General features: G+C 45.3%; 19 protein-coding genes and 1 pseudogene. 13 read left to right on the forward strand and 7 right to left on the reverse strand.

Features of this window, described 5'->3' with window-relative positions; genetic code table 11:
* From RID09_RS11625 to RID09_RS11685, 13 genes and pseudogenes are all read left to right on the forward strand, one after another.
* A pseudogene (locus RID09_RS11625) lies at positions 1-160 on the forward strand (RNA-guided endonuclease InsQ/TnpB family protein); the annotation flags it as partial.
* Positions 161-240: 80 nt separating this feature from the next.
* Positions 241-2607: a hypothetical protein gene (locus tag RID09_RS11630; RefSeq protein ID WP_446336106.1), complete on the forward strand. Its 2367-nt coding sequence runs from the start codon at positions 241-243 to the stop codon at positions 2605-2607.
* Between the two features lie 105 nt (positions 2608-2712).
* On the forward strand, positions 2713-3126 hold the full coding sequence (locus RID09_RS11635) for a XisH family protein (protein ID WP_446336123.1): 414 nt from the start codon (positions 2713-2715) through the stop codon (positions 3124-3126).
* Positions 3117-3452 (forward strand): element excision factor XisI family protein, encoded by a 336-nt coding sequence (locus tag RID09_RS11640; protein WP_446336107.1) that lies wholly within the window; start codon positions 3117-3119, stop codon positions 3450-3452. Before RID09_RS11635 ends, RID09_RS11640 begins: the two co-directional genes overlap by 10 nt.
* A 94-nt stretch (positions 3453-3546) precedes the next feature.
* Positions 3547-5760 carry a type I restriction-modification system subunit M gene (locus tag RID09_RS11645; protein ID WP_446336108.1) on the forward strand — a complete coding sequence of 738 codons (2214 nt, stop codon included), beginning with the start codon at positions 3547-3549 and terminating at the stop codon, positions 5758-5760.
* A 43-nt stretch (positions 5761-5803) separates the two neighbouring features.
* Complete coding sequence (locus RID09_RS11650) at positions 5804-6094, forward strand: type II toxin-antitoxin system Phd/YefM family antitoxin (protein ID WP_446336109.1); 291 nt, start codon at positions 5804-5806, stop codon at positions 6092-6094.
* The gene (locus tag RID09_RS11655) at positions 6078-6404 is read left to right on the forward strand and encodes a type II toxin-antitoxin system RelE/ParE family toxin (RefSeq protein ID WP_446336110.1); all 327 of its coding nucleotides are present in this window, start codon (positions 6078-6080) and stop codon (positions 6402-6404) included. The genes RID09_RS11650 and RID09_RS11655 overlap by 17 nt, the downstream gene beginning before the upstream one ends.
* 51 nt (positions 6405-6455) lie before the next feature.
* Positions 6456-6740, forward strand: coding sequence for a UPF0175 family protein (locus tag RID09_RS11660; protein ID WP_446336111.1), 285 nt, complete (start codon positions 6456-6458; stop codon positions 6738-6740).
* A 99-nt stretch (positions 6741-6839) separates the two neighbouring features.
* Complete coding sequence (locus RID09_RS11665; RefSeq protein ID WP_446336112.1) at positions 6840-8180, forward strand: restriction endonuclease subunit S; 1341 nt, start codon at positions 6840-6842, stop codon at positions 8178-8180.
* An 8-nt stretch (positions 8181-8188) separates the two neighbouring features.
* Entirely contained in the window at positions 8189-8428 is a 240-nt protein-coding gene (locus tag RID09_RS11670; RefSeq protein ID WP_446336113.1) for an antitoxin, read from the forward strand.
* A gap of 22 nt (positions 8429-8450) precedes the next feature.
* Positions 8451-8747: a type II toxin-antitoxin system Phd/YefM family antitoxin gene (locus RID09_RS11675; RefSeq protein WP_446336114.1), complete on the forward strand. Its 297-nt coding sequence runs from the start codon at positions 8451-8453 to the stop codon at positions 8745-8747.
* 98 nt (positions 8748-8845) lie between these two features.
* Positions 8846-11866, forward strand: coding sequence for a type I restriction endonuclease subunit R (locus RID09_RS11680; protein ID WP_446336115.1), 3021 nt, complete (start codon positions 8846-8848; stop codon positions 11864-11866).
* Positions 11867-12175: 309 nt separating this feature from the next.
* On the forward strand, positions 12176-12421 hold the full coding sequence (locus tag RID09_RS11685; RefSeq protein ID WP_446336116.1) for a ChaB family protein: 246 nt from the start codon (positions 12176-12178) through the stop codon (positions 12419-12421).
* Positions 12422-12548: 127 nt separating this feature from the next.
* On the opposite strand, the gene RID09_RS11690 is transcribed toward RID09_RS11685, so the two are convergent.
* From RID09_RS11690 to RID09_RS11720, 7 genes are all read right to left on the reverse strand, one after another.
* Positions 12549-13352, reverse strand: a complete 804-nt coding sequence (locus RID09_RS11690) for a hypothetical protein (protein WP_446336117.1) — start codon at positions 13350-13352, stop codon at positions 12549-12551.
* A 128-nt stretch (positions 13353-13480) separates the two neighbouring features.
* The gene (locus tag RID09_RS11695) at positions 13481-13747 is read right to left on the reverse strand and encodes a hypothetical protein (RefSeq protein WP_446336118.1); all 267 of its coding nucleotides are present in this window, start codon (positions 13745-13747) and stop codon (positions 13481-13483) included.
* Between the two features lie 101 nt (positions 13748-13848).
* On the reverse strand, positions 13849-14460 hold the full coding sequence (locus RID09_RS11700) for a hypothetical protein (RefSeq protein ID WP_446336119.1): 612 nt from the start codon (positions 14458-14460) through the stop codon (positions 13849-13851).
* 85 nt (positions 14461-14545) lie between these two features.
* Entirely contained in the window at positions 14546-15187 is a 642-nt protein-coding gene (locus RID09_RS11705) for a Uma2 family endonuclease (protein WP_446336124.1), read from the reverse strand.
* Between the two features lie 213 nt (positions 15188-15400).
* Positions 15401-16465 (reverse strand): fatty acid desaturase, encoded by a 1065-nt coding sequence (locus RID09_RS11710; RefSeq protein ID WP_446336120.1) that lies wholly within the window; start codon positions 16463-16465, stop codon positions 15401-15403.
* A gap of 194 nt (positions 16466-16659) precedes the next feature.
* Positions 16660-16908, reverse strand: coding sequence for a hypothetical protein (locus RID09_RS11715; RefSeq protein ID WP_446336121.1), 249 nt, complete (start codon positions 16906-16908; stop codon positions 16660-16662).
* 288 nt (positions 16909-17196) lie between these two features.
* On the reverse strand, positions 17197-17343 hold the full coding sequence (locus tag RID09_RS11720) for a hypothetical protein (protein ID WP_446336122.1): 147 nt from the start codon (positions 17341-17343) through the stop codon (positions 17197-17199).
* Positions 17344-17387 lie beyond the last annotated feature (44 nt).

A 17387-nucleotide genomic window follows, 5' to 3' on the forward strand; every position in this document is an offset into this window, starting at 1 on the left:
GTATACGGCTAATCGGGATGTTGCCGCCGCTCAAGTAGTCGAGATTAGAGGTAGGACAGCCGTGGGACACACGGTGGTTAAGCTTTCTGAGGGTAAAGGTTCCGTCCTAGAAGACGATAAACTCTGCCTCCCTGTGACGGAAGAATCCCCCGCGTTTTAACCGGGGGAGTGTCAAACAATCACTAATTCAGTGCAGCGATGATCGGTGATAATAGGTCAGCAGGTGAAAGGGGGAAGCGATTGTCCGGAGTCACAAAGAGACGCCAACGACGACGAGTCCAGAAAAAATCCTCAGCTAATGGCTGTCTAGTCGCATTCGGTGCGATCGCAGCTTTAATCGCCACGGGTGCGATCGTTACTGGGGGAATATGGCTAGGGATTCGCCTGATGATTGATCCCAATGCGGCGATCTGGCTGAATCGCATCTTACCAGGATGGACAAAGATTCCCATCGCCGATGCTTCACCCCCGCAAACCCTGGCAAAGATACGCGACGAGTTGCGCCAAAATGGGTTAATTGCTGGAGAACTTGTATCACTCAATACAGGGGAAACCTATAGAGAAACCCCCATCCTATTACCGATATTAAAATCTCAACCGAACTGTCAAACCAATTGCCAAAAAATTGTCGAACTGAGACTCTATCAACCTGTCGAATTCCAGAAAACAGACCTCGCTTACCAACTGGTCACTCAGCTAGCCATCAACGAACCCGAAGAGTATTTTGTCCTCTCCTCCACCGACGCAATTAATGGGAGTGCGTCTCGTTCCCTAGCCTTTACTCAATTTAACCGTTTAGAAAATAAAGCCCCCGCCACAGGATTTTGGTTTAACCTTTGGGGAGTTCGCCTCACCGATGAATCCCCGAAAACTTACGGACAAATACTCCATTACAACCCCGAACAAATACACCTGAGTGTTCTGTTGGAATGGCAAAGTCCCACGGATAGTCCACCCTATTGGCAACAAGTCACCGGTGAATCAACCCCAGAATTAGTGATTAATCAAACGGTGGGTTTAGAACCCAAATTCCAGGTATACCAGGTTCAACCTCGCCAGTTTCTGCTCAATCCGATTCAATTAACCGAAATTTCTCTGAATACATTTGCTTCCGATAGTCCCACCTATCGCAATTCCTTAATGTTAGCCCGGAATGGGTTATGGTCTTTGGCATATCGACGATTGCAACAAGACGAGAAAAACAATGAGTCGGCGACAGTCCAAGCGCAACTGGATGTGATTCGACTTCATGCCCAATTTACCGAAGCGCAAGCCAACCAAACTTGGGCAAGTCAAGGACAACAAGTTCTAGCCTATCTCATTGATGGACGCTGGACAGATGCCTTGCAGGTATTTCAAACCGCCGCCTTGAATGGTTCCGCCCAAGACATTGCCAATTTACTCAAAACCGATACAGAGGGATTATGGCGACGGGTAGAAGCTGCCCTCAATATTAGTCCTAATGATCGCACCGTAAAAACCTGGGGGGCTTTAATTCTCGCCGCCCAAGAAGGGCGGGCTAAAGCCATCTCTTGGTTGCAGCAACTCCCACCCCCTGAATCAGAATCCGATCAGCCTCAACTGGATAATGATGCCCAGATTTATGCTTATCTCGATTCTATGGATGTCGCGTTAGCCCAAGCCCCACCCATCATCCCTCATTTAAGTCAAATTTTAGGTACTGCACAATCGATTGAAACTGTCAAGCCTGAAGATTGGCGACAACCGGAAGTGGGAAATGGTACAGCAACATTTCCTGTATCATTCACCGCCCAATCCTCAATCCCTAATCCCCAATCCCTAGTTCTCCAAAAAGCACCTCAACAGGTTTGGTATCAGATAGAAGTGGCGGCGTTTAATGATGGTCAGCGCTGGCGTCAAACGCCATTTAGAGACTTGCAATTACCAACCGTTGCACCAACTCAGCGTCTTTGGCAATATCTCGGCTTAGATACTGATCCGCGCCTGCAAATCGCCGTCTGGTCGGCGGAGGGACGCCAGGAGACTATCGTCGCGACTGTCCAAGCGGTGTCCTATCGAGAGGGTGTGATCCAGCTTTTAGCCGCAGGAGTTGCCTTACCTAGCCCAGAAAATAGCCGTCCTATGGCATATTCTCAAACAGCGCTACGCTGGCTAGAACCCGGTTCAATTAGCTTGTCCGATTTAAACCAACTTCAGCCGCAATGGGTAGCGGCAATATTACCAACACTGTGGCAGGAATTAGTCAAAAGTGGCAAGCGATCGCCCGAAGTCGAACCCACGATTCCGATGATGCTGCAAGAGATTGGACATTGGTTAGTACAGCCTCTGGATTTGACCGGGAACAATGAACCGGAAGCTGTTTTAACCCTGTATGAGGATCTATCGAGTACCAGCCAAACCCTGAATATCAAACGCCCGGAAACGAACACGCAGCAATATAAACCTCGGACATTAATATTTTCGGAGAAGGGGGCGTTACTCTACAGTGAATTCTCCACCCATGGGAGTACATCACTGACTGCGATCGCGGATTTGGGTGATGGGGGAACGGCGGCGTTAGTCCTAGCGGGTGAGAATAAATATAGCCTTAAGCGTTGGTCAGATCAGCGCAAAAGTTTTGAGTAAAAGCAGATTGATCATCCTTGGCATTGTGCTAACGTTTCACTGCAAGTCAGGATGGTATTCGTGCTACAATTAAAACCCAAAATACTAAATTGCAAAATTAGTTAGATAGTGGCTAAAGATCTTTTTCATGATGCAGTTAAAAACGGATTGGAAAAAGAGGGTTGGGTGATTACCGATGATCCTCTGAGAATTCGAGCAGGTAGGGTTGATATGCGAATCGATTTGGGCGCAGAAAGACTCATAGCGGCGGAGAAAGGAGAAGAAAAGATAGCGGTTGAGATTAAAAGCTTTATTACACCGTCAAATATTTCTGAATTTCATACGGCTGTCGGTCAATTTCTTAACTATCGTGTCGCTTTAGAAGAACAACAGCCGGACAGGGTTTTATATTTAGCTGTTCCCCTAGGTACTTATCAAACATTTTTTAACCTGCCATTTGTGGAAACTATCATTGAGCGCTTTCAACTCAGGTTGCTGGTTTATGAGCCTAAAGATGAGGTGGTTTTAGAATGGAAATGATCGAACAATATCGTACCTACATCCAACAGTTATTAAGTGACTATGCGAAAGGAAGTCCATCGGATGACGAAGTGGAAACAGAACTAATTTTTGACAAAGAACGGGATCATTATCAGGTTGTTTATACGGGTTGGAAAAATCGCCAGCCGATGTATGGGTGCGTATTGCATCTGAATATTAAAAATGGGAAAATTTGGATACAGTATGATGGAACAGAAATTGGTATAGCCAATGAATTGGTCAAGTTGGGTGTCCCAAAAGAGGATATTGTTTTGGCATTTCATGAACCTTTTGTGAGGCAATATACAGGGTTTGCTGTGGGTTAATTCAACCTGTAGAGGTGACCTGCTTGCACGAATTAACAACCAGCGATAATAGAAACTTGGCACAATAAAACATAACTAAGATTATTAACCCTCTATGACGACTACTGTACAAAACGCCAATCATCAAGAGTTAGTCGGCTTGATCTGGAGTATCGCCGATAAACTCCGAGGTCCCTACCGCCCCCCTCAGTATCGTCAGGTGATGTTACCGATGATTGTGCTGCGTCGTCTTGATTCTGTCCTAGAACCCACTAAGGAAGCCGTTTTAGCAGCCAAAACCAAGTATGAGAAAGTCTTGACGGGGGAGGCGTTTGAGAAGGCGATCGCGAAAGTTGCGATCGGGGGCGATCGCCAACAGCCTTTGTATAACCTCAGCGAGTTTACCTTTAAGAAGCTTTTGGGGGACTCGGAAGGATTAGCCGATAACCTCCGCGCCTATATTAATGGCTTTTCTCCCCTGGCGCGGGACATCTTCGATAAGTTTGACTTTGACAAGCAGATTCAGAAACTCGATGAAGCCAATCGCCTCTATGAAGTGATGCAAGCGATCGCGAGTCCGGATGTAGATTTGTCTCCGGCGCATCTCTCGAATCTACAAATGGGGTATTTGTTCGAGGAATTGGTGAGGAAGTTTAATGAACAAGCAAACGAAGAAGCCGGAGACCATTTTACCCCCCGTGAAGTGATTCGCCTGATGGTGAATTTGGTTTTCTGTGAGGAAGAGGATGTCTTTCAACCACAGATTTACCGCAGGGTGTACGATCCCACGGCGGGAACGGGGGGAATGCTATCTGTAGCCGAGGAACATATTAAACGGCAAAACCAGGACGCGAATTTGGAATTATTTGGGCAAGAATATAACCCCGAATCCTACGCCATTTGCTGTTCTGACCTGCTGATTAAAGATGAACCGATTAATAATCTTGTTTATGGGGACACATTAGGACTCAAAGACGCCAAGCAAAAGAGTAATAACTTTGTCCCCCACGATGGTCATAGCGATAAACAGTTTCATTATATGTTTGCTAATCCGCCCTTTGGGGTGGAGTGGAAACCGGAGCAAAATTTCATCGAGTCGGAATATCAAACCCTGGGGTTTAAGGGTCGCTTTGGCGCAGGTTTACCCCGGATTAATGATGGGTCGCTGTTGTTTCTGCAACACATGATTTCTAAGATGTACCCTGCACCGGAGGCGAAGGGAGATGGGTCACGCATTGCTATTGTGTTTAATGGTTCACCTTTATTTACTGGGGATGCGGGGAGTGGGGAGAGTAATATTCGCCGTTGGATTATCGAAAATGACTGGCTGGATGCGGTGGTGGCGTTACCGGATCAAATGTTTTATAACACGGGGATTTTTACTTATATTTGGTTGGTGACGAACAAGAAAGCATCCCACCGGAAAGGGAAAGTACAGTTAATTGATGGGACGCACCATTATCAGAAGATGAAAAAGAGTCTGGGGAATAAGCGGAATGAGTTATCCCCTGACCATATCGCGGAACTGGTGCGACTTTATGGGGATTATCAACACAATGGGATAAGTAAGGTGCAGGTTGATGGGGAAAGCCAAGAACGGGTTTGTTCTAAGATTTTTGATAATCGGGAGTTTGGTTTTCTTAAGATTACGGTAGAACGTCCCTTACGGCTGAATTTTCAAGTGAGTGAGGAACGCTTGGCGCGACTGTGGGAACAAACAGCATTTCAGAATTTGGCAACCAGTAAGAAGCGTAAAGATGAGAAGGCGAAGCAGCTTGAAATGGAGATGGGGCAAAACTTACAAAAGGAGATTATTGCTGCACTGTATTGCATGGATGGGAATAAAGTTTATTTGTCCCGTGAGGTGTTTGTTAAGGACATGGAAAAGGTCTTAAAACAAGCCGGATTAAAGCTGAAAAGTCCAGTTAAAAAGGCGATTTTAGCAGCATTGGGGGAAACTGATCCGGAAGCGGAAATCTGTCAGGATAGCAAGGGAAACGTTGAACCGGATACCAGTTTACGGGATACGGAGATTGTGCCTTTACCGGAGGATATCCCTTTACCTTTACCGTTGGAGTATGACGGCAAAACGGGATTAGATGGGTTAAATAAATTAGTCAAAGCCCATTGTTTGGCGTATCTAGAGGCGGAGGTTTTACCCCATGTCCCCGATGCTTGGATTGATTTTGATAAGACGAAGGTGGGGTATGAGATTCCCTTGAATCGGCATTTCTATGTGTATCAGCCTCCTCGCCCCTTGGCGGCGATTGAGGAGGATATTAAGTCTTTAGAGGCGGATATTATGGCGATGTTGGGGGAGGTAGTGTAAATTAGACTTAATAAGATGCAAATTTAGTGCGAGGCTGATCGGGATGATTCATTTAGGGCGGGATATTCAATCGCTTTCCACCTTTAAGCGCAATACCAGTGACTTGATTCAACAGATGAAGGAAACGGGAAATCCGATTGTTTTGACAGTAAATGGGAAAGCAGAAGTGGTTGTACAGGATGCTACTGCTTATCAGAAGTTATTGGATACCATCGAACACCTAGAATCTCTGGTGGCGATTCAAAGGGGATTAACAGATATTGACAAGGGTGAGACTCAATCCCTTGAAAGTTTTGTGACTGAGATGCAAGCTAAACATGGTATTTCAGATTAAGTTGACTCGTTATGCCAAAGAGGAAATAGAGTCGGCTTATCTTTGGTTAAAAGACTATAATTCTGCCTATGCAGACCAATGGTTTCGAGATTTGATGGATACCATCGCTACTTTACAAGAAAAGCCAAGACGTTGTGCTTTAGCCAGGGAAAATGATGATTTTTCAGAGGAGATTAGACAGCTTCTTTATGGAAAATCCAAGAGTCGATATCGCATAATTTTTACAGTTCAAGGGGAGTTTGTTTATATTTTATCTGTGCGTCGTGGGTCGAGGTCAGCTTTAGATTTTAACCCTCTCGATATGGAGTAATTTAAGGGAGACTAACATTATGCAGATAACGGTTAATTGGGAGAAAAATTAATGGCTTTAATTATTTCAGATGAACAGTTGGAAACTATCGAACTTCCGGCTGAGGTGCAGCAAAGGGCTTTACAAAAAGCCAAGGAAGGCTATGTAATGATTTTACTAGAAGCAGGAGAGATTACCAGTAGTCGGGCAGGAAAAATTCTAGGATTTTCTCGTTTAGACGTTATTGAAAGGATGAAACGATGGGGTATTTACCTTGTTGATGATTCTCAAGATTTGGAAGAATTAGCCCAGGAAGTTGAACAGGCAGAATTAATGTTACAGCAACAGAAATCTTGAATGATTATCGTTTCTGCTTATTGAGGATTCTACTTTCGGGATTTCTCCACCTTTGTATAACAAGATTTGGGAATTAGCAGGAGAGAAGGAGGACGAATAATGGGAAAGTATCAGGGGTATGAACGGTATAAGGATTCTGGTGTTGAGTGGTTGGGGGAGATTCCTGAAAGTTGGGAAATAGTTAGATTTTCACATTTCATTACTTTCCAAGAAGGACCAGGCATCATGGCTGCTGACTTTCGCGATGAAGGGATACCACTACTGCGAATTCACAACTTAAAACCTGGATTTGTAGATTTAGAAGGTTGTAATTATTTAGATCCTGAAAAAGTAGAGAAAACTTGGAAGCACTTTAAGTTAAAACGCAATGATATTCTGATAAGTTGTTCTGCATCAACAGGCTTAATTTCTATTGTAGACGAAAAATCAGAAAATTCTATAGCATACACAGGAATTATCCGTTTAAATCCTGCACGTTGCGAAATTAACAGGCAATTTATTCAAGTTCTAGTAGGTTCTGATCTATTCTTCACTCAGATTGATTTGTTGAAAACAGGTACAACGATCCAACATTACGGTCCGGTACATCTTAGACAAATCAAGATAACTCTTCCGCCACTAGAAGAACAGAAGACGATCGCGCAATTTATCGACCACAAAACCAGCCAAATAGATGCCCTCATTTCCAAGAAAGAAGCCCTCCTCGAAAAACTCGACGAAAAACGCACCGCCCTCATCAGCCACGCTGTCACCAAAGGACTCGATCCAACCGTCCCCATGAAAGATTCTGGCATCGAGTGGCTAGGTGATATCCCTGCACATTGGAGAGTTGTCAGACAAAGATTTTTAGTTTCAATGCAAGGTGGTAGTACACCGAGTAAAAGCAATCCTGAATTTTGGGATGGAGAAATACCTTGGATTTCTCCGAAAGATATGAAGAAGGAAAGATTAACTTCCTCCATTGATAAAATCACAAATGAGGCACTAAAGGAGACATCAATTCATTTACATTCTCAAGGTAGTGTCTTAATTGTGGTTAGAGGAATGATATTAGCTCATTCTTTTCCCGTTGCAATTAATGATGTTGATGTGACGATAAACCAGGATATGAAAATCCTGAAAACAGTTCTCAATCCAGAATATTTGGCAATACTTTTGCGGGGAATCAAAAATCTTATATTAAGCATTGTAGAAGAGTCTGCACATGGTACAAAAGTGCTAAGGACTGATTTGTACAAAAACATTAGACTGCCAGTACCTCCACTGAATGAACAAGAAGAAGTTGTTAATAAGATTGAAAAGATAACTACATCTTCGGATCAAATGTCAAGAACTATAGAAACTGCCATTGACCTCCTAAAAGAATATCGCACCGCCCTAATCACCAACGCCGTAACAGGCAAAATCGACGTGCGCCAAGTCCCCATTCCTCAACCCTAGAAACCCCTATGAACACCGAATATCACGTTAAACTCATCCAACAAGGGAACACCCAAACCCTACCCATTCCCCCAGAACTTAACCTAGACACCACAGACGTTATCATCCGCCAAGAAAATGGCAAACTGATTATCGAACCCTATCAAAAGAAATCCCTTCTCAAAATTTTCTCCACCCTCGAACCCATAGACGAAGAATTCCCCGATATTGACGAAGGATTATTACCCCTAGATGACATCAAACTTTAACCTACTTAATTCATTAAAAACCATGACTCAAATCACCCTATCCGACCTCCCTGAATCCCTCCAAACCCTACTCACCCAAGCCATCCAAACAGGTGAACCCCTCACCATTACCCAAAATAATCAACCCCTTGCCATTATTTCTCCGATTAAAAAAAGTAAACGCCCAGCTTTTGGCTCCGCAAAGGATAGCGGTAAAATTATCAAAGATATTGTAGAAGCCCAGCCCTATGACTATCAAAGCCAAACCTTTAAAGACCTCTTAGACAAGGTTGAACCCGTCCCCCCAGACTTTGACCCTGACCAAGTAAATCACCCCTAATAAAAATGTACGGGCTTGGTAACCAAGCCCCTACTCATCCTCACCGTAATTATGGGTATTTAACCGGACATGATATCATCGATCAACAGTAATTGACCATGCACCAAGAAAAAGACTTTGAAAACATCATCGAACGGGAACTCCTCAACCACTACGGCTATTACCGAGGAAACCCAAAAAACTACGACCCAGACACCGCCCTTTTCCACAGTGAGATTATCAACTTTATCCAAACCACCCAACCGAAAAAATGGGAAAAACTGACTCGCACCAGCCCAGGAGAAGCCCAAAAAACCCTCATCGCCAGCCTCACCAAAGAACTCAAAAGTCGGGGAATGCTTGATGTCCTCCGTAACGGCTTCAAATGCTACGGTAAAACCTTCAAAGTCGCCTACTTCCAACCCAACACCGGGATGAACCCGGAAACCATCGCCCTCTACAGTAAAAATCGCCTCACCGTTACCCGCCAAGTCACCATCAAAACCAACGGAATTCCCGATATTCTCCTCAGTCTCAACGGCTTACCCATCGCCACCATCGAACTGAAAAACCAACTCACCGGACAAACCTACCGCAACGCCATTGACCAATACCAAACCGAAAGAGACCCCAAAGACCCCCTATTTCGCTTCAAAGAACGTTGCTTAGTTCACTTCGCCGTTGATACCGAAGAAGTCTGGATGACCACCAAACTCGCTGGAACTGAAACCTACTTTCTCCCCTTCAATAAAGGCAATAACCATAGCGCCGGAAATCCCCATGTTCCAGGAGAATACCGCACCAGTTACCTTTGGCAAGAAGTCCTCCAACGCGATAGTATTTTAGACATTCTCGCCCGTTTCCTCCACCTAGAAACCAAAGAAATCCAAACTCCCACCGCCACCGGAATCAACTACCAAACCAAAGAAACCCTGATTTTCCCCCGTTACCATCAACTCGATGTCGTGCGGAAACTCATCACCCACACCAAACAGCATCAGTCAGGACATAACTACCTAATCCAACATTCAGCCGGATCAGGAAAATCTAACTCCATCGCCTGGTTAGCCCATCGCCTCGCCAACCTCCACAATGACCAAGATGAAAAAATCTTTGATACCGTCATCGTGATCACCGATCGCAAAGTATTAGACAGCCAACTCCAAGACACGATTTATCAATTCGACCATAAAACCGGAGTCGTTCACAAAATAGATGAAAACACCCAACAACTCGCAAAAGCCCTGGGTAAGGGTGTCCCCATCATCATCTCCACCATTCAGAAATTCCCCTTTATTTCCCAAGCCATCCAAACCCTAGAGAAAAAAGGCAAAACCGTCACCATCACCACCAAAGACAAACGCTTCGCCATTATCGTCGATGAGGCACACAGTTCCCAAAGCGGAGAAACCGCCGCCGAACTCCGAGGAATCCTCAACAACGATGGGATTGAAGCCGCCATCGCCCACCAACTCCTCGACGATGAACCCGATGATAACCTCAGCGAAGCAGCCCAACGAAAACTATTACGAACCCAACTCACTCGCACCAAACAACCCAACCTCAGTTACTTCGCCTTTACCGCCACCCCCAAACAACGCACCCTCTTACACTTCGATGAACCCGGAGAAACCGGACAAGCCCCCTTTCATCTCTACACCATGCGCCAAGCCATTGAAGAAGGCTTTATTAAAGACGTACTCGCCAACTACACCTGTTACGCCCGTTATTACCAGTTAGTAAGCCTCTTTGAGGATGACCCCAACCTCCCCCGACGCAAAGCAGCCAGGGAAATCGCCCGTTTTGTCGAACTCCACCCCCACAACATCGCCCAGAAAGTTGAAATCATTGTTGAGCATTTCCGTAACCATACCCGCCATAAAATCGGGGGTAGGGCTAAAGCAATGGTTGTGACGCGATCGCGTGAACAGGCGGTTAAATACAAACTGACCTTCGATCACTACATCAAAGACAAAGGCTACACCGACATTAAATCCCTCGTCGCCTTCTCCGGTTCAGTCCCCCTCAAAGCGTTCCCCGATGAAAGCTTTACCGAAGTGAGTATGAATGGCGGTATCAAATCCACCGAAATCCCAGAAAAATTCGCCAGCGATGACTACCAAGTGCTACTCGTCGCCAACAAATTCCAAACAGGCTTTGACCAACCCCTCCTCCACACCATGTTCGTCGATAAACGCCTTGCTGGAGTCCAAGCCGTGCAAACCCTCTCCCGCCTCAACCGTACCGCCCCAGGGAAAGAAGACACCTTCGTTCTAGATTTTGTCAACCCACCCGAAGACATCTATAAAGCCTTTAAACCCTACTACGAACAAACCCCCGTTGGCGAAACCGCTGACCCCCAACAACTGAATGACCTCGCCTTTCAACTCTATGAATGGCGACTCTTTAGCGAAGAAAATGTTAACCAATGGTGTGAAATCTGGTTCCGTCCCAAAACCTCCCTCACCGGAGGAGAACACAAAAAGCTCAATACCCTACTCGACCCCATTATCAACCAATACAAAACCCTAGAAGCAGCCGAACGAGACCAATTCCGCAGCCAACTCACCAGCTTCCGTAACCTCTACCTTTTCCTCGCCCAAATCATCCCCTACCAAGATTCCGACCTAGAAAAACTCTATGCTTATAGTCGCTTCCTCCTGAAGAAACTCCCCCGCAGTACCGATGCGCCTAACGTAGACCTATCAGGGGATATCGAGATGAAGTTCTATCGCCTCCAAAAAATCAGTGAAGGCAAAATCGACCTCAACGAAGGCGAAGCCAACCCCCTCAAAGGAGCAATCGCAGTAGGGACACGCCAACCGGATAAAGAGGTTCCCCTCTCCCAACTCATCGACTCCCTCAACGAACGCTTTGGCACCGACTTCACCCCCGCTGACCAACTCTTCTTCGAGCAAATCACCGAAACCGCGATCGCAAACAACCACCTCAAGCAAGCCGCCCAGGTCAACACCAAAGAAAACTTCGCCCCCGTCCTCGACCAACAGCTTGAAAACCTCTTCATCGAACGCATGGAGGGGAATGAGAAGATATTTATGGAGGTGATGAACAACCAGGAGTTTAAACAAGTCGTCTTTGAAAAACTGCTCGAATCAATCTATAAGCAGCTAAATTCATAGGCGACACAGAATGAAGATTTGGTAAATCCGGGTTTCCTACCTCCGTTATAATTGAGTCCGCGTAGGCGGACTTTGTTTGTGTAGCAGCGATTTTAATCGCCATGGCTGTTGTAGAGACTCGCGCTATAATCGCCAGATTTAGCGAAGGGAGTATGTCAACCAATCAAAGATTATGGGTGCAGCAAAGCCAGCCCCCTCTCGCCTCCCCCATTATAGGTAGAGCCGTATCTACAGCTACAGAAAGATGATCTTTTAGAGTCTGTTTGATTTCCTAGTGGGTATGACGTAAATAACTAACGGAGAATAATCATGCCTTATCAAAACGTCGAAGAATTACCAAACGACGTAAAAGAACAACTACCTCAAGGCGCTCAACAGATTTTCTGTGCTGCCTATAATAGCGCATCTCGCGATGGACTAAACGATAACCAAGCCCATCAAGTTGCTTGGAATTCGGTTAAAAACAGCTACGAACAGGGTGAACATGGTCAATGGCAGCACAAAGCCGAAGGTGGTGCTGGTGTCAGCTCTACAGGTACGATGCCTGGTGCCTAATTACCTGTATTTCCTACTTAGCATATCCTCACTATAAAGCGCTGGAGGTATAGCCAAAGGTTGTACCAAAGGAAGCCTACACTGACCCTACGGGTACAGTGTAGGAGGATTTCACTGAAACGATGCTCTAATCAGCGCTGGCTACCAAGCCATTTCCACGACCAACATATTTGATCACTTCGACACCATTTTCTTCCAGAATCACTAGCGGTTCCTGATTTTCACCTAATTCAATACGCTTAACCTTTACTGCGCCATTTAACAAAGAATCTCCCGCCCGCACATAGCGACTGGTTGTGTTCGCTGAGGCTTTGATAATCGCGTTCCATTGTCCATCAAGCTGCATCACACCACTCACTTCTACCCCATCAGCGAGTTCAGTGGAAGGGGGAGGTGGTTCCTCAATAACAGTTATCTCACTAGGAGTTGGAGAAGGTTGAGGCTTGGGTTCTTGAGTTTTAGGGGCTGCGGGTTCAGGTGATTTTTCTTTCGCGGATGGAGTGGGAGAGGATTGAGTTGGGGAGGGTTGGCGTTTAGGTTCTGAAGTTGGGGAAGGTTGAGTTTTGGCTGGAGTTTCAGGGGCTTTAGGCTGGGAGGGTTGCGTTTTGGCAGGTTGAGGCTGAGTCGGTGGAGTTGTCTTTGTTGGAGTAGACTGTTGAATGGGTGCAACCGTAACCGTATTAAACGGATCTTGACGCTCTTTGGCAACGGGTATCTTGACTGATTGGCTAGGCGGAATCAGTCCGGCTGGCGGTGGAGGAACTAGGGTTTTGCTTGGATTGTTGGCAGTTTCAGCTTCAGGTTGTTTAGGCGCTGTTGCTACAGCCGATTCAGGTTGTGGGGTTTGACTGACTTGGTTATTTTGACGGGTGCAGCTACTGACGAGCAGAGCAACTAGAGCTAAACCAGCGACCCACCGCAGCTTATTCATAGGGATAACCTGAGTTCTCTTTCTTTAGAATAGCCTTTCTGGAGAAATTAAGACTAAATGGAAATATCTTGCTTACAGCTAAGCGAGTAATAGCACTCAGCTTAGGGTATTATTTGGCGATATCTTAGCTATAAACCAACCAAATCAGCATCAACGCCTCTATTGTCAGATCCTGTCAGATAGCCTACGTCAATAGCTCCAGAATAGCTGGGGCTAGGAAACTCTTGAGGCGCAGCTTCTTTCTCGGCTTGAGTTTTCTGTTGACTCGGTAAACCGCTTTGTAGTTCGAGAGCGATCGCGAGCCATTCAGATAGGGAGATACCAGCACTGTCAGCTTGTCGCTTCAAGGCTGCATACACTTCATCACTAAGTTCTAGCGTTACAACTTGGCTCACGGCTGTTCCCTCAACGATTGCTATACAACCCTAGAGTAACATTCCAACCTACAGGAGTGGAACCGCAGTGCGCGATCGCACATTATTGGGTATCCTTTGGATTACTCAAAATAAATTCTAAAGGGTTCCGCTAGAATACCTAATATCTGATTTAACTGAGGAATAAAATATTCAGTCAAATCAATTTTTACCCGATCCTTTTCTAACAGTATAAACTTCCAGTTCGTTCCGGTTGAAACAGCACCATACACCGCTTGCTGTTCTCGTCCATTACGAGTGTTAAATATTTGGGCGGCAACCATTTGAGCCACACATTGTCCCAAACCAATGCGGATATCATTATCTTTGGCTTCAACTAAGGTTAAAACAGGAGCAGTTACCAGTGATTGATTGCTGGATGCACTTAACATAAAATCACAAGCCCCCGTTAAACCTTTAGCGTCATCAACATTAAACGTATTTCCCGAAAAATAACCAATTTTGTTCTGAAATCTGCGCCTTATCTCCAACAATATTGGCGTAATAATTAATTCAGAACGAGCTTTTTCTGTACTAATACTTACGGCTAAATCTAAGTTTTCTTCTAAGGTTTCCTGAAGGCGTTGGGAAGGTTCAATCGGGGCAACCTGCCTAAAAAAATGAGGAATATCCTCAACGGTTAATTCCAGGTTAGAAACGGCTTGGTCAAGACTTTTGAAGTCACTGTATGACATAGTTCCAGAGTCAGCAGCGAAATGGGAATAGGATAACCAGCATTAATCAATGAGCCGTTCTTGGGACGATAAACGATAGAATCACTCAAGCTTGAAACTGGGACAACAACCAAGCGCTCACTTTACCATGATTCATTTGCCGACTACGCCGAAACGCTTCTTCTAATAGAGAAATCTCTAAACCAGGAAACACCTGAGATTGGTAAATTCGCCGACTCCCGCCATTTTGAATTTCAAAGGCGATAACCTGAACATTTTTTACATCAATAATCCAATACTCCCGAACTCCCAAGGATTCGTAGAGGAGACGTTTTTCTCCTTTGTCATCGGCTAAAGAAGAATAGGCAACTTCAATGACTAAATCCGGGGGTGGGTAGGTATCGAGATTGATAATTGTCGCTTCCCAAGGGACTACTTCCGCCTTCTCACCAACATAAAACGAGACATCCGGTTGTGCTTCCTCACAGCCCGTCTTACGATACGTGCAGTTATCATGACCATCAAAATCAATCTGATTGAGTCCTGCAAAGAGGCAGACGGCGTGAATAACGATAAGGTGGTCACGGGAATGGGGGTTACCCGGTGGAGACATCTCTAGCCTCATGCGTCCGTTATAGTAGTAGCCTTTCGCTTTTTCGTATGCTGGATCACTGATTGCCTGAAGGTATTCCTCCCAAGTCGCATTGACCCAGGTATCGGTTGGTAGTTTGGCTTGCAGTTGACTCATGACAACCTTGCTATGGCTCGCGATCGCTAATATGTAACTTAACACGAATGGCACGCTCAGATGAGGATGGTGGGCAATTCCCACCCTACGATACAGGGTTTCGGCGATCCCAAAATGCTTGTTGAGCGTGCCATTGAACTTAATACCAAAATCCCCGACTTCTTCAAGAAATCGGGGATCTCATCTAATTCACGTTAGTGTGACAATCCGGTATTACTTGTCTCCAGCCAAGGCTTTTCGATAGTCTTTAAACGACTGATAGCACTCTTGTTGATTATAGAGGTGACATTGGTCGGTAATTTGTTTCATCAACGACCAAGAAAAACGGCATTCGCGTAGTTCATCTCCCCAATTCTCCTTGAGAATCCGATGCGCTAACCGCAAATTATAGGACGGAATCGCACTGGAAACGTGATGAGGAATGTGAACATTAATGTCATGGCAGAGAAATTCTACCCAACGGGGATAATCACAGTGAACCGAACCAAATAATTGAGCCTCAGCCTCATTCCATTCCGGTTCCGGGGTAAAGGGAATATCGGGTGCTGTGTGGTGAACAATGGTGAAAGTACTCATCCAGAAATGGTACACCAACCAGGGAATCAGCCAGAATTTGACGACTCCCCATACACCTGTTGTCGCAATGAGTAAGGGAAATGCAACAGCAGCAAAACCGATAACAAGCAAGGCTGAAAACTTGACTTGAGAACGCTGTTTCCCCTGGAAATTACCCCAGTTAAAATGCATTAATGCCCAGTGGAATATCGAGCCAATCCACCATAATCGACCTCGTATTAGCTGGTAAAACAACTTCACTAAAACCGAGTGGCTGGCATAATACTCTACTGTAAAGGGTTCCCATGCATTATCTTCGCCAAGCTTATTCGTGTGGGCATGATGGTAGTTATGGAGAATGCGCCAGCTATGAAAGGGATAAATTAAAGGTAAAAATGCCAGGTGTCCCACCAAATCATTCACCCAACGGCGATTGGCAAAGGAACGATGACCGCAATCATGACCGATGACAAAAAAGCCAGTCAATGCTGTACCGGTGAAAATCCATAATAGCGGTAAACAAAACCAGGGTGCAAGCGCTAAACCCCCATAGCCTAGACCCACCATTAAAATATTCACCAGAACCACTGTCCAGGCTTGGCGACGGTTTTTTTGAAACACTTCACGCGGTAACGTCTGCAAAATGTCTCTCAACCTTAAAGTAGTCGTAACCTTTTTTAAGGAGTAATCGGGAGTTTGTTCTTTGATTGTCGATATAGTCATGAAAGAATTCAATACATGAGATTTAGTGAATTGCGAATAGTCAGGCAAAAAAAATCCTGCCCAGTCATCTATTCTTGGCAGATAGAAGGGTATCTCCTTGTGCTGATCACTCAGAGTTGACAAAACTTAGCACCCCGAGAATGAGTTCTGGGGTGCAAAAACAGCATCAATCAAACCAAACACTACTGTTCCCCTTAATTATTGGCGTCGGATTGTGCCGTAGCCAACCGTTGTTTTTGGAGGATTTGGAGCTGCTGCAAGAGTGAATCTACTTCTGCTTGCAAATGTAGATACTTGACTTGCTGATCAGCCTGGTAAATCGACTTCATTAATTTTATCAGGCGTTGGTCACTCGTGCCGCTTACCGTCCCGCGATCGCTCTCAGTTGCAGCTTCCCGATTCGGGTTTGGTGGACAGATTACACTAGATGAACGATTTAGCATTCGTTAAATAGTTATTTTTACTTACTCACACCACAGGCTATTGTATACTGAACATCAAGTTTTGTTGCATCATATAGGTCAATTTTATGACTGGCTGAGGTATCCATTACGAAAGCCAACGGACTTGATAGGCTGGAACCCCCATCTGTCAAGTATTTTCCTCGCGGTAGGCAAATAGCGTTAGCCCGGATGGGAAGTCGCCTTTGACAGTGATAACACGACCCTTTAGCTAACGCCTAACGCCTCACGCCATATCTGTACCCAGATTGGCGTGAGATGGATAGGCGGTTAATCGATGGGATTCAATATGCCATCGATTAACAACTTTCTAATCAATCCGCGAATTACATCAGATTGGGTTGTTTGTGTTACTTTGCCGAATTTGGCTAAATGCTCATATTCCCTATCTGATACTCGCGTTGTCACTTGCTTCATAGTTGTCAAACCAATTTCAATTTGCTACTATTGTAGGACAGGTT

The organism is Coleofasciculus sp. G1-WW12-02 (assembly GCF_040219735.1).
Classification (GTDB): domain Bacteria; phylum Cyanobacteriota; class Cyanobacteriia; order Cyanobacteriales; family Coleofasciculaceae; genus Coleofasciculus.

Bases quoted from the DNA above. Each gene is read 5' to 3' on its own strand.
- RID09_RS11675 (WP_446336114.1), top strand. From the start codon at position 8,451: ATGACTCAAATCACCCTATCCGACCTCCCTGAATCCCTCCAAACCCTA.
- RID09_RS11665 (WP_446336112.1), top strand. From the start codon at position 6,840: ATGGGAAAGTATCAGGGGTATGAACGGTATAAGGATTCTGGTGTTGAG.
- RID09_RS11720 (WP_446336122.1), bottom strand. From the start codon at position 17,343: ATGAAGCAAGTGACAACGCGAGTATCAGATAGGGAATATGAGCATTTA.
- RID09_RS11690 (WP_446336117.1), bottom strand. From the start codon at position 13,352: ATGAATAAGCTGCGGTGGGTCGCTGGTTTAGCTCTAGTTGCTCTGCTC.
- RID09_RS11655 (WP_446336110.1), top strand. From the start codon at position 6,078: ATGGTATTTCAGATTAAGTTGACTCGTTATGCCAAAGAGGAAATAGAG.
- RID09_RS11645 (WP_446336108.1), top strand. From the start codon at position 3,547: ATGACGACTACTGTACAAAACGCCAATCATCAAGAGTTAGTCGGCTTG.
- RID09_RS11670 (WP_446336113.1), top strand. From the start codon at position 8,189: ATGAACACCGAATATCACGTTAAACTCATCCAACAAGGGAACACCCAA.
- RID09_RS11650 (WP_446336109.1), top strand. From the start codon at position 5,804: ATGATTCATTTAGGGCGGGATATTCAATCGCTTTCCACCTTTAAGCGC.
- RID09_RS11685 (WP_446336116.1), top strand. From the start codon at position 12,176: ATGCCTTATCAAAACGTCGAAGAATTACCAAACGACGTAAAAGAACAA.
- RID09_RS11640 (WP_446336107.1), top strand. From the start codon at position 3,117: ATGGAAATGATCGAACAATATCGTACCTACATCCAACAGTTATTAAGT.
- RID09_RS11710 (WP_446336120.1), bottom strand. From the start codon at position 16,465: ATGACTATATCGACAATCAAAGAACAAACTCCCGATTACTCCTTAAAA.
- RID09_RS11705 (WP_446336124.1), bottom strand. From the start codon at position 15,187: ATGAGTCAACTGCAAGCCAAACTACCAACCGATACCTGGGTCAATGCG.
- RID09_RS11660 (WP_446336111.1), top strand. From the start codon at position 6,456: ATGGCTTTAATTATTTCAGATGAACAGTTGGAAACTATCGAACTTCCG.
- RID09_RS11700 (WP_446336119.1), bottom strand. From the start codon at position 14,460: ATGTCATACAGTGACTTCAAAAGTCTTGACCAAGCCGTTTCTAACCTG.
- RID09_RS11715 (WP_446336121.1), bottom strand. From the start codon at position 16,908: ATGCTAAATCGTTCATCTAGTGTAATCTGTCCACCAAACCCGAATCGG.
- RID09_RS11680 (WP_446336115.1), top strand. From the start codon at position 8,846: ATGCACCAAGAAAAAGACTTTGAAAACATCATCGAACGGGAACTCCTC.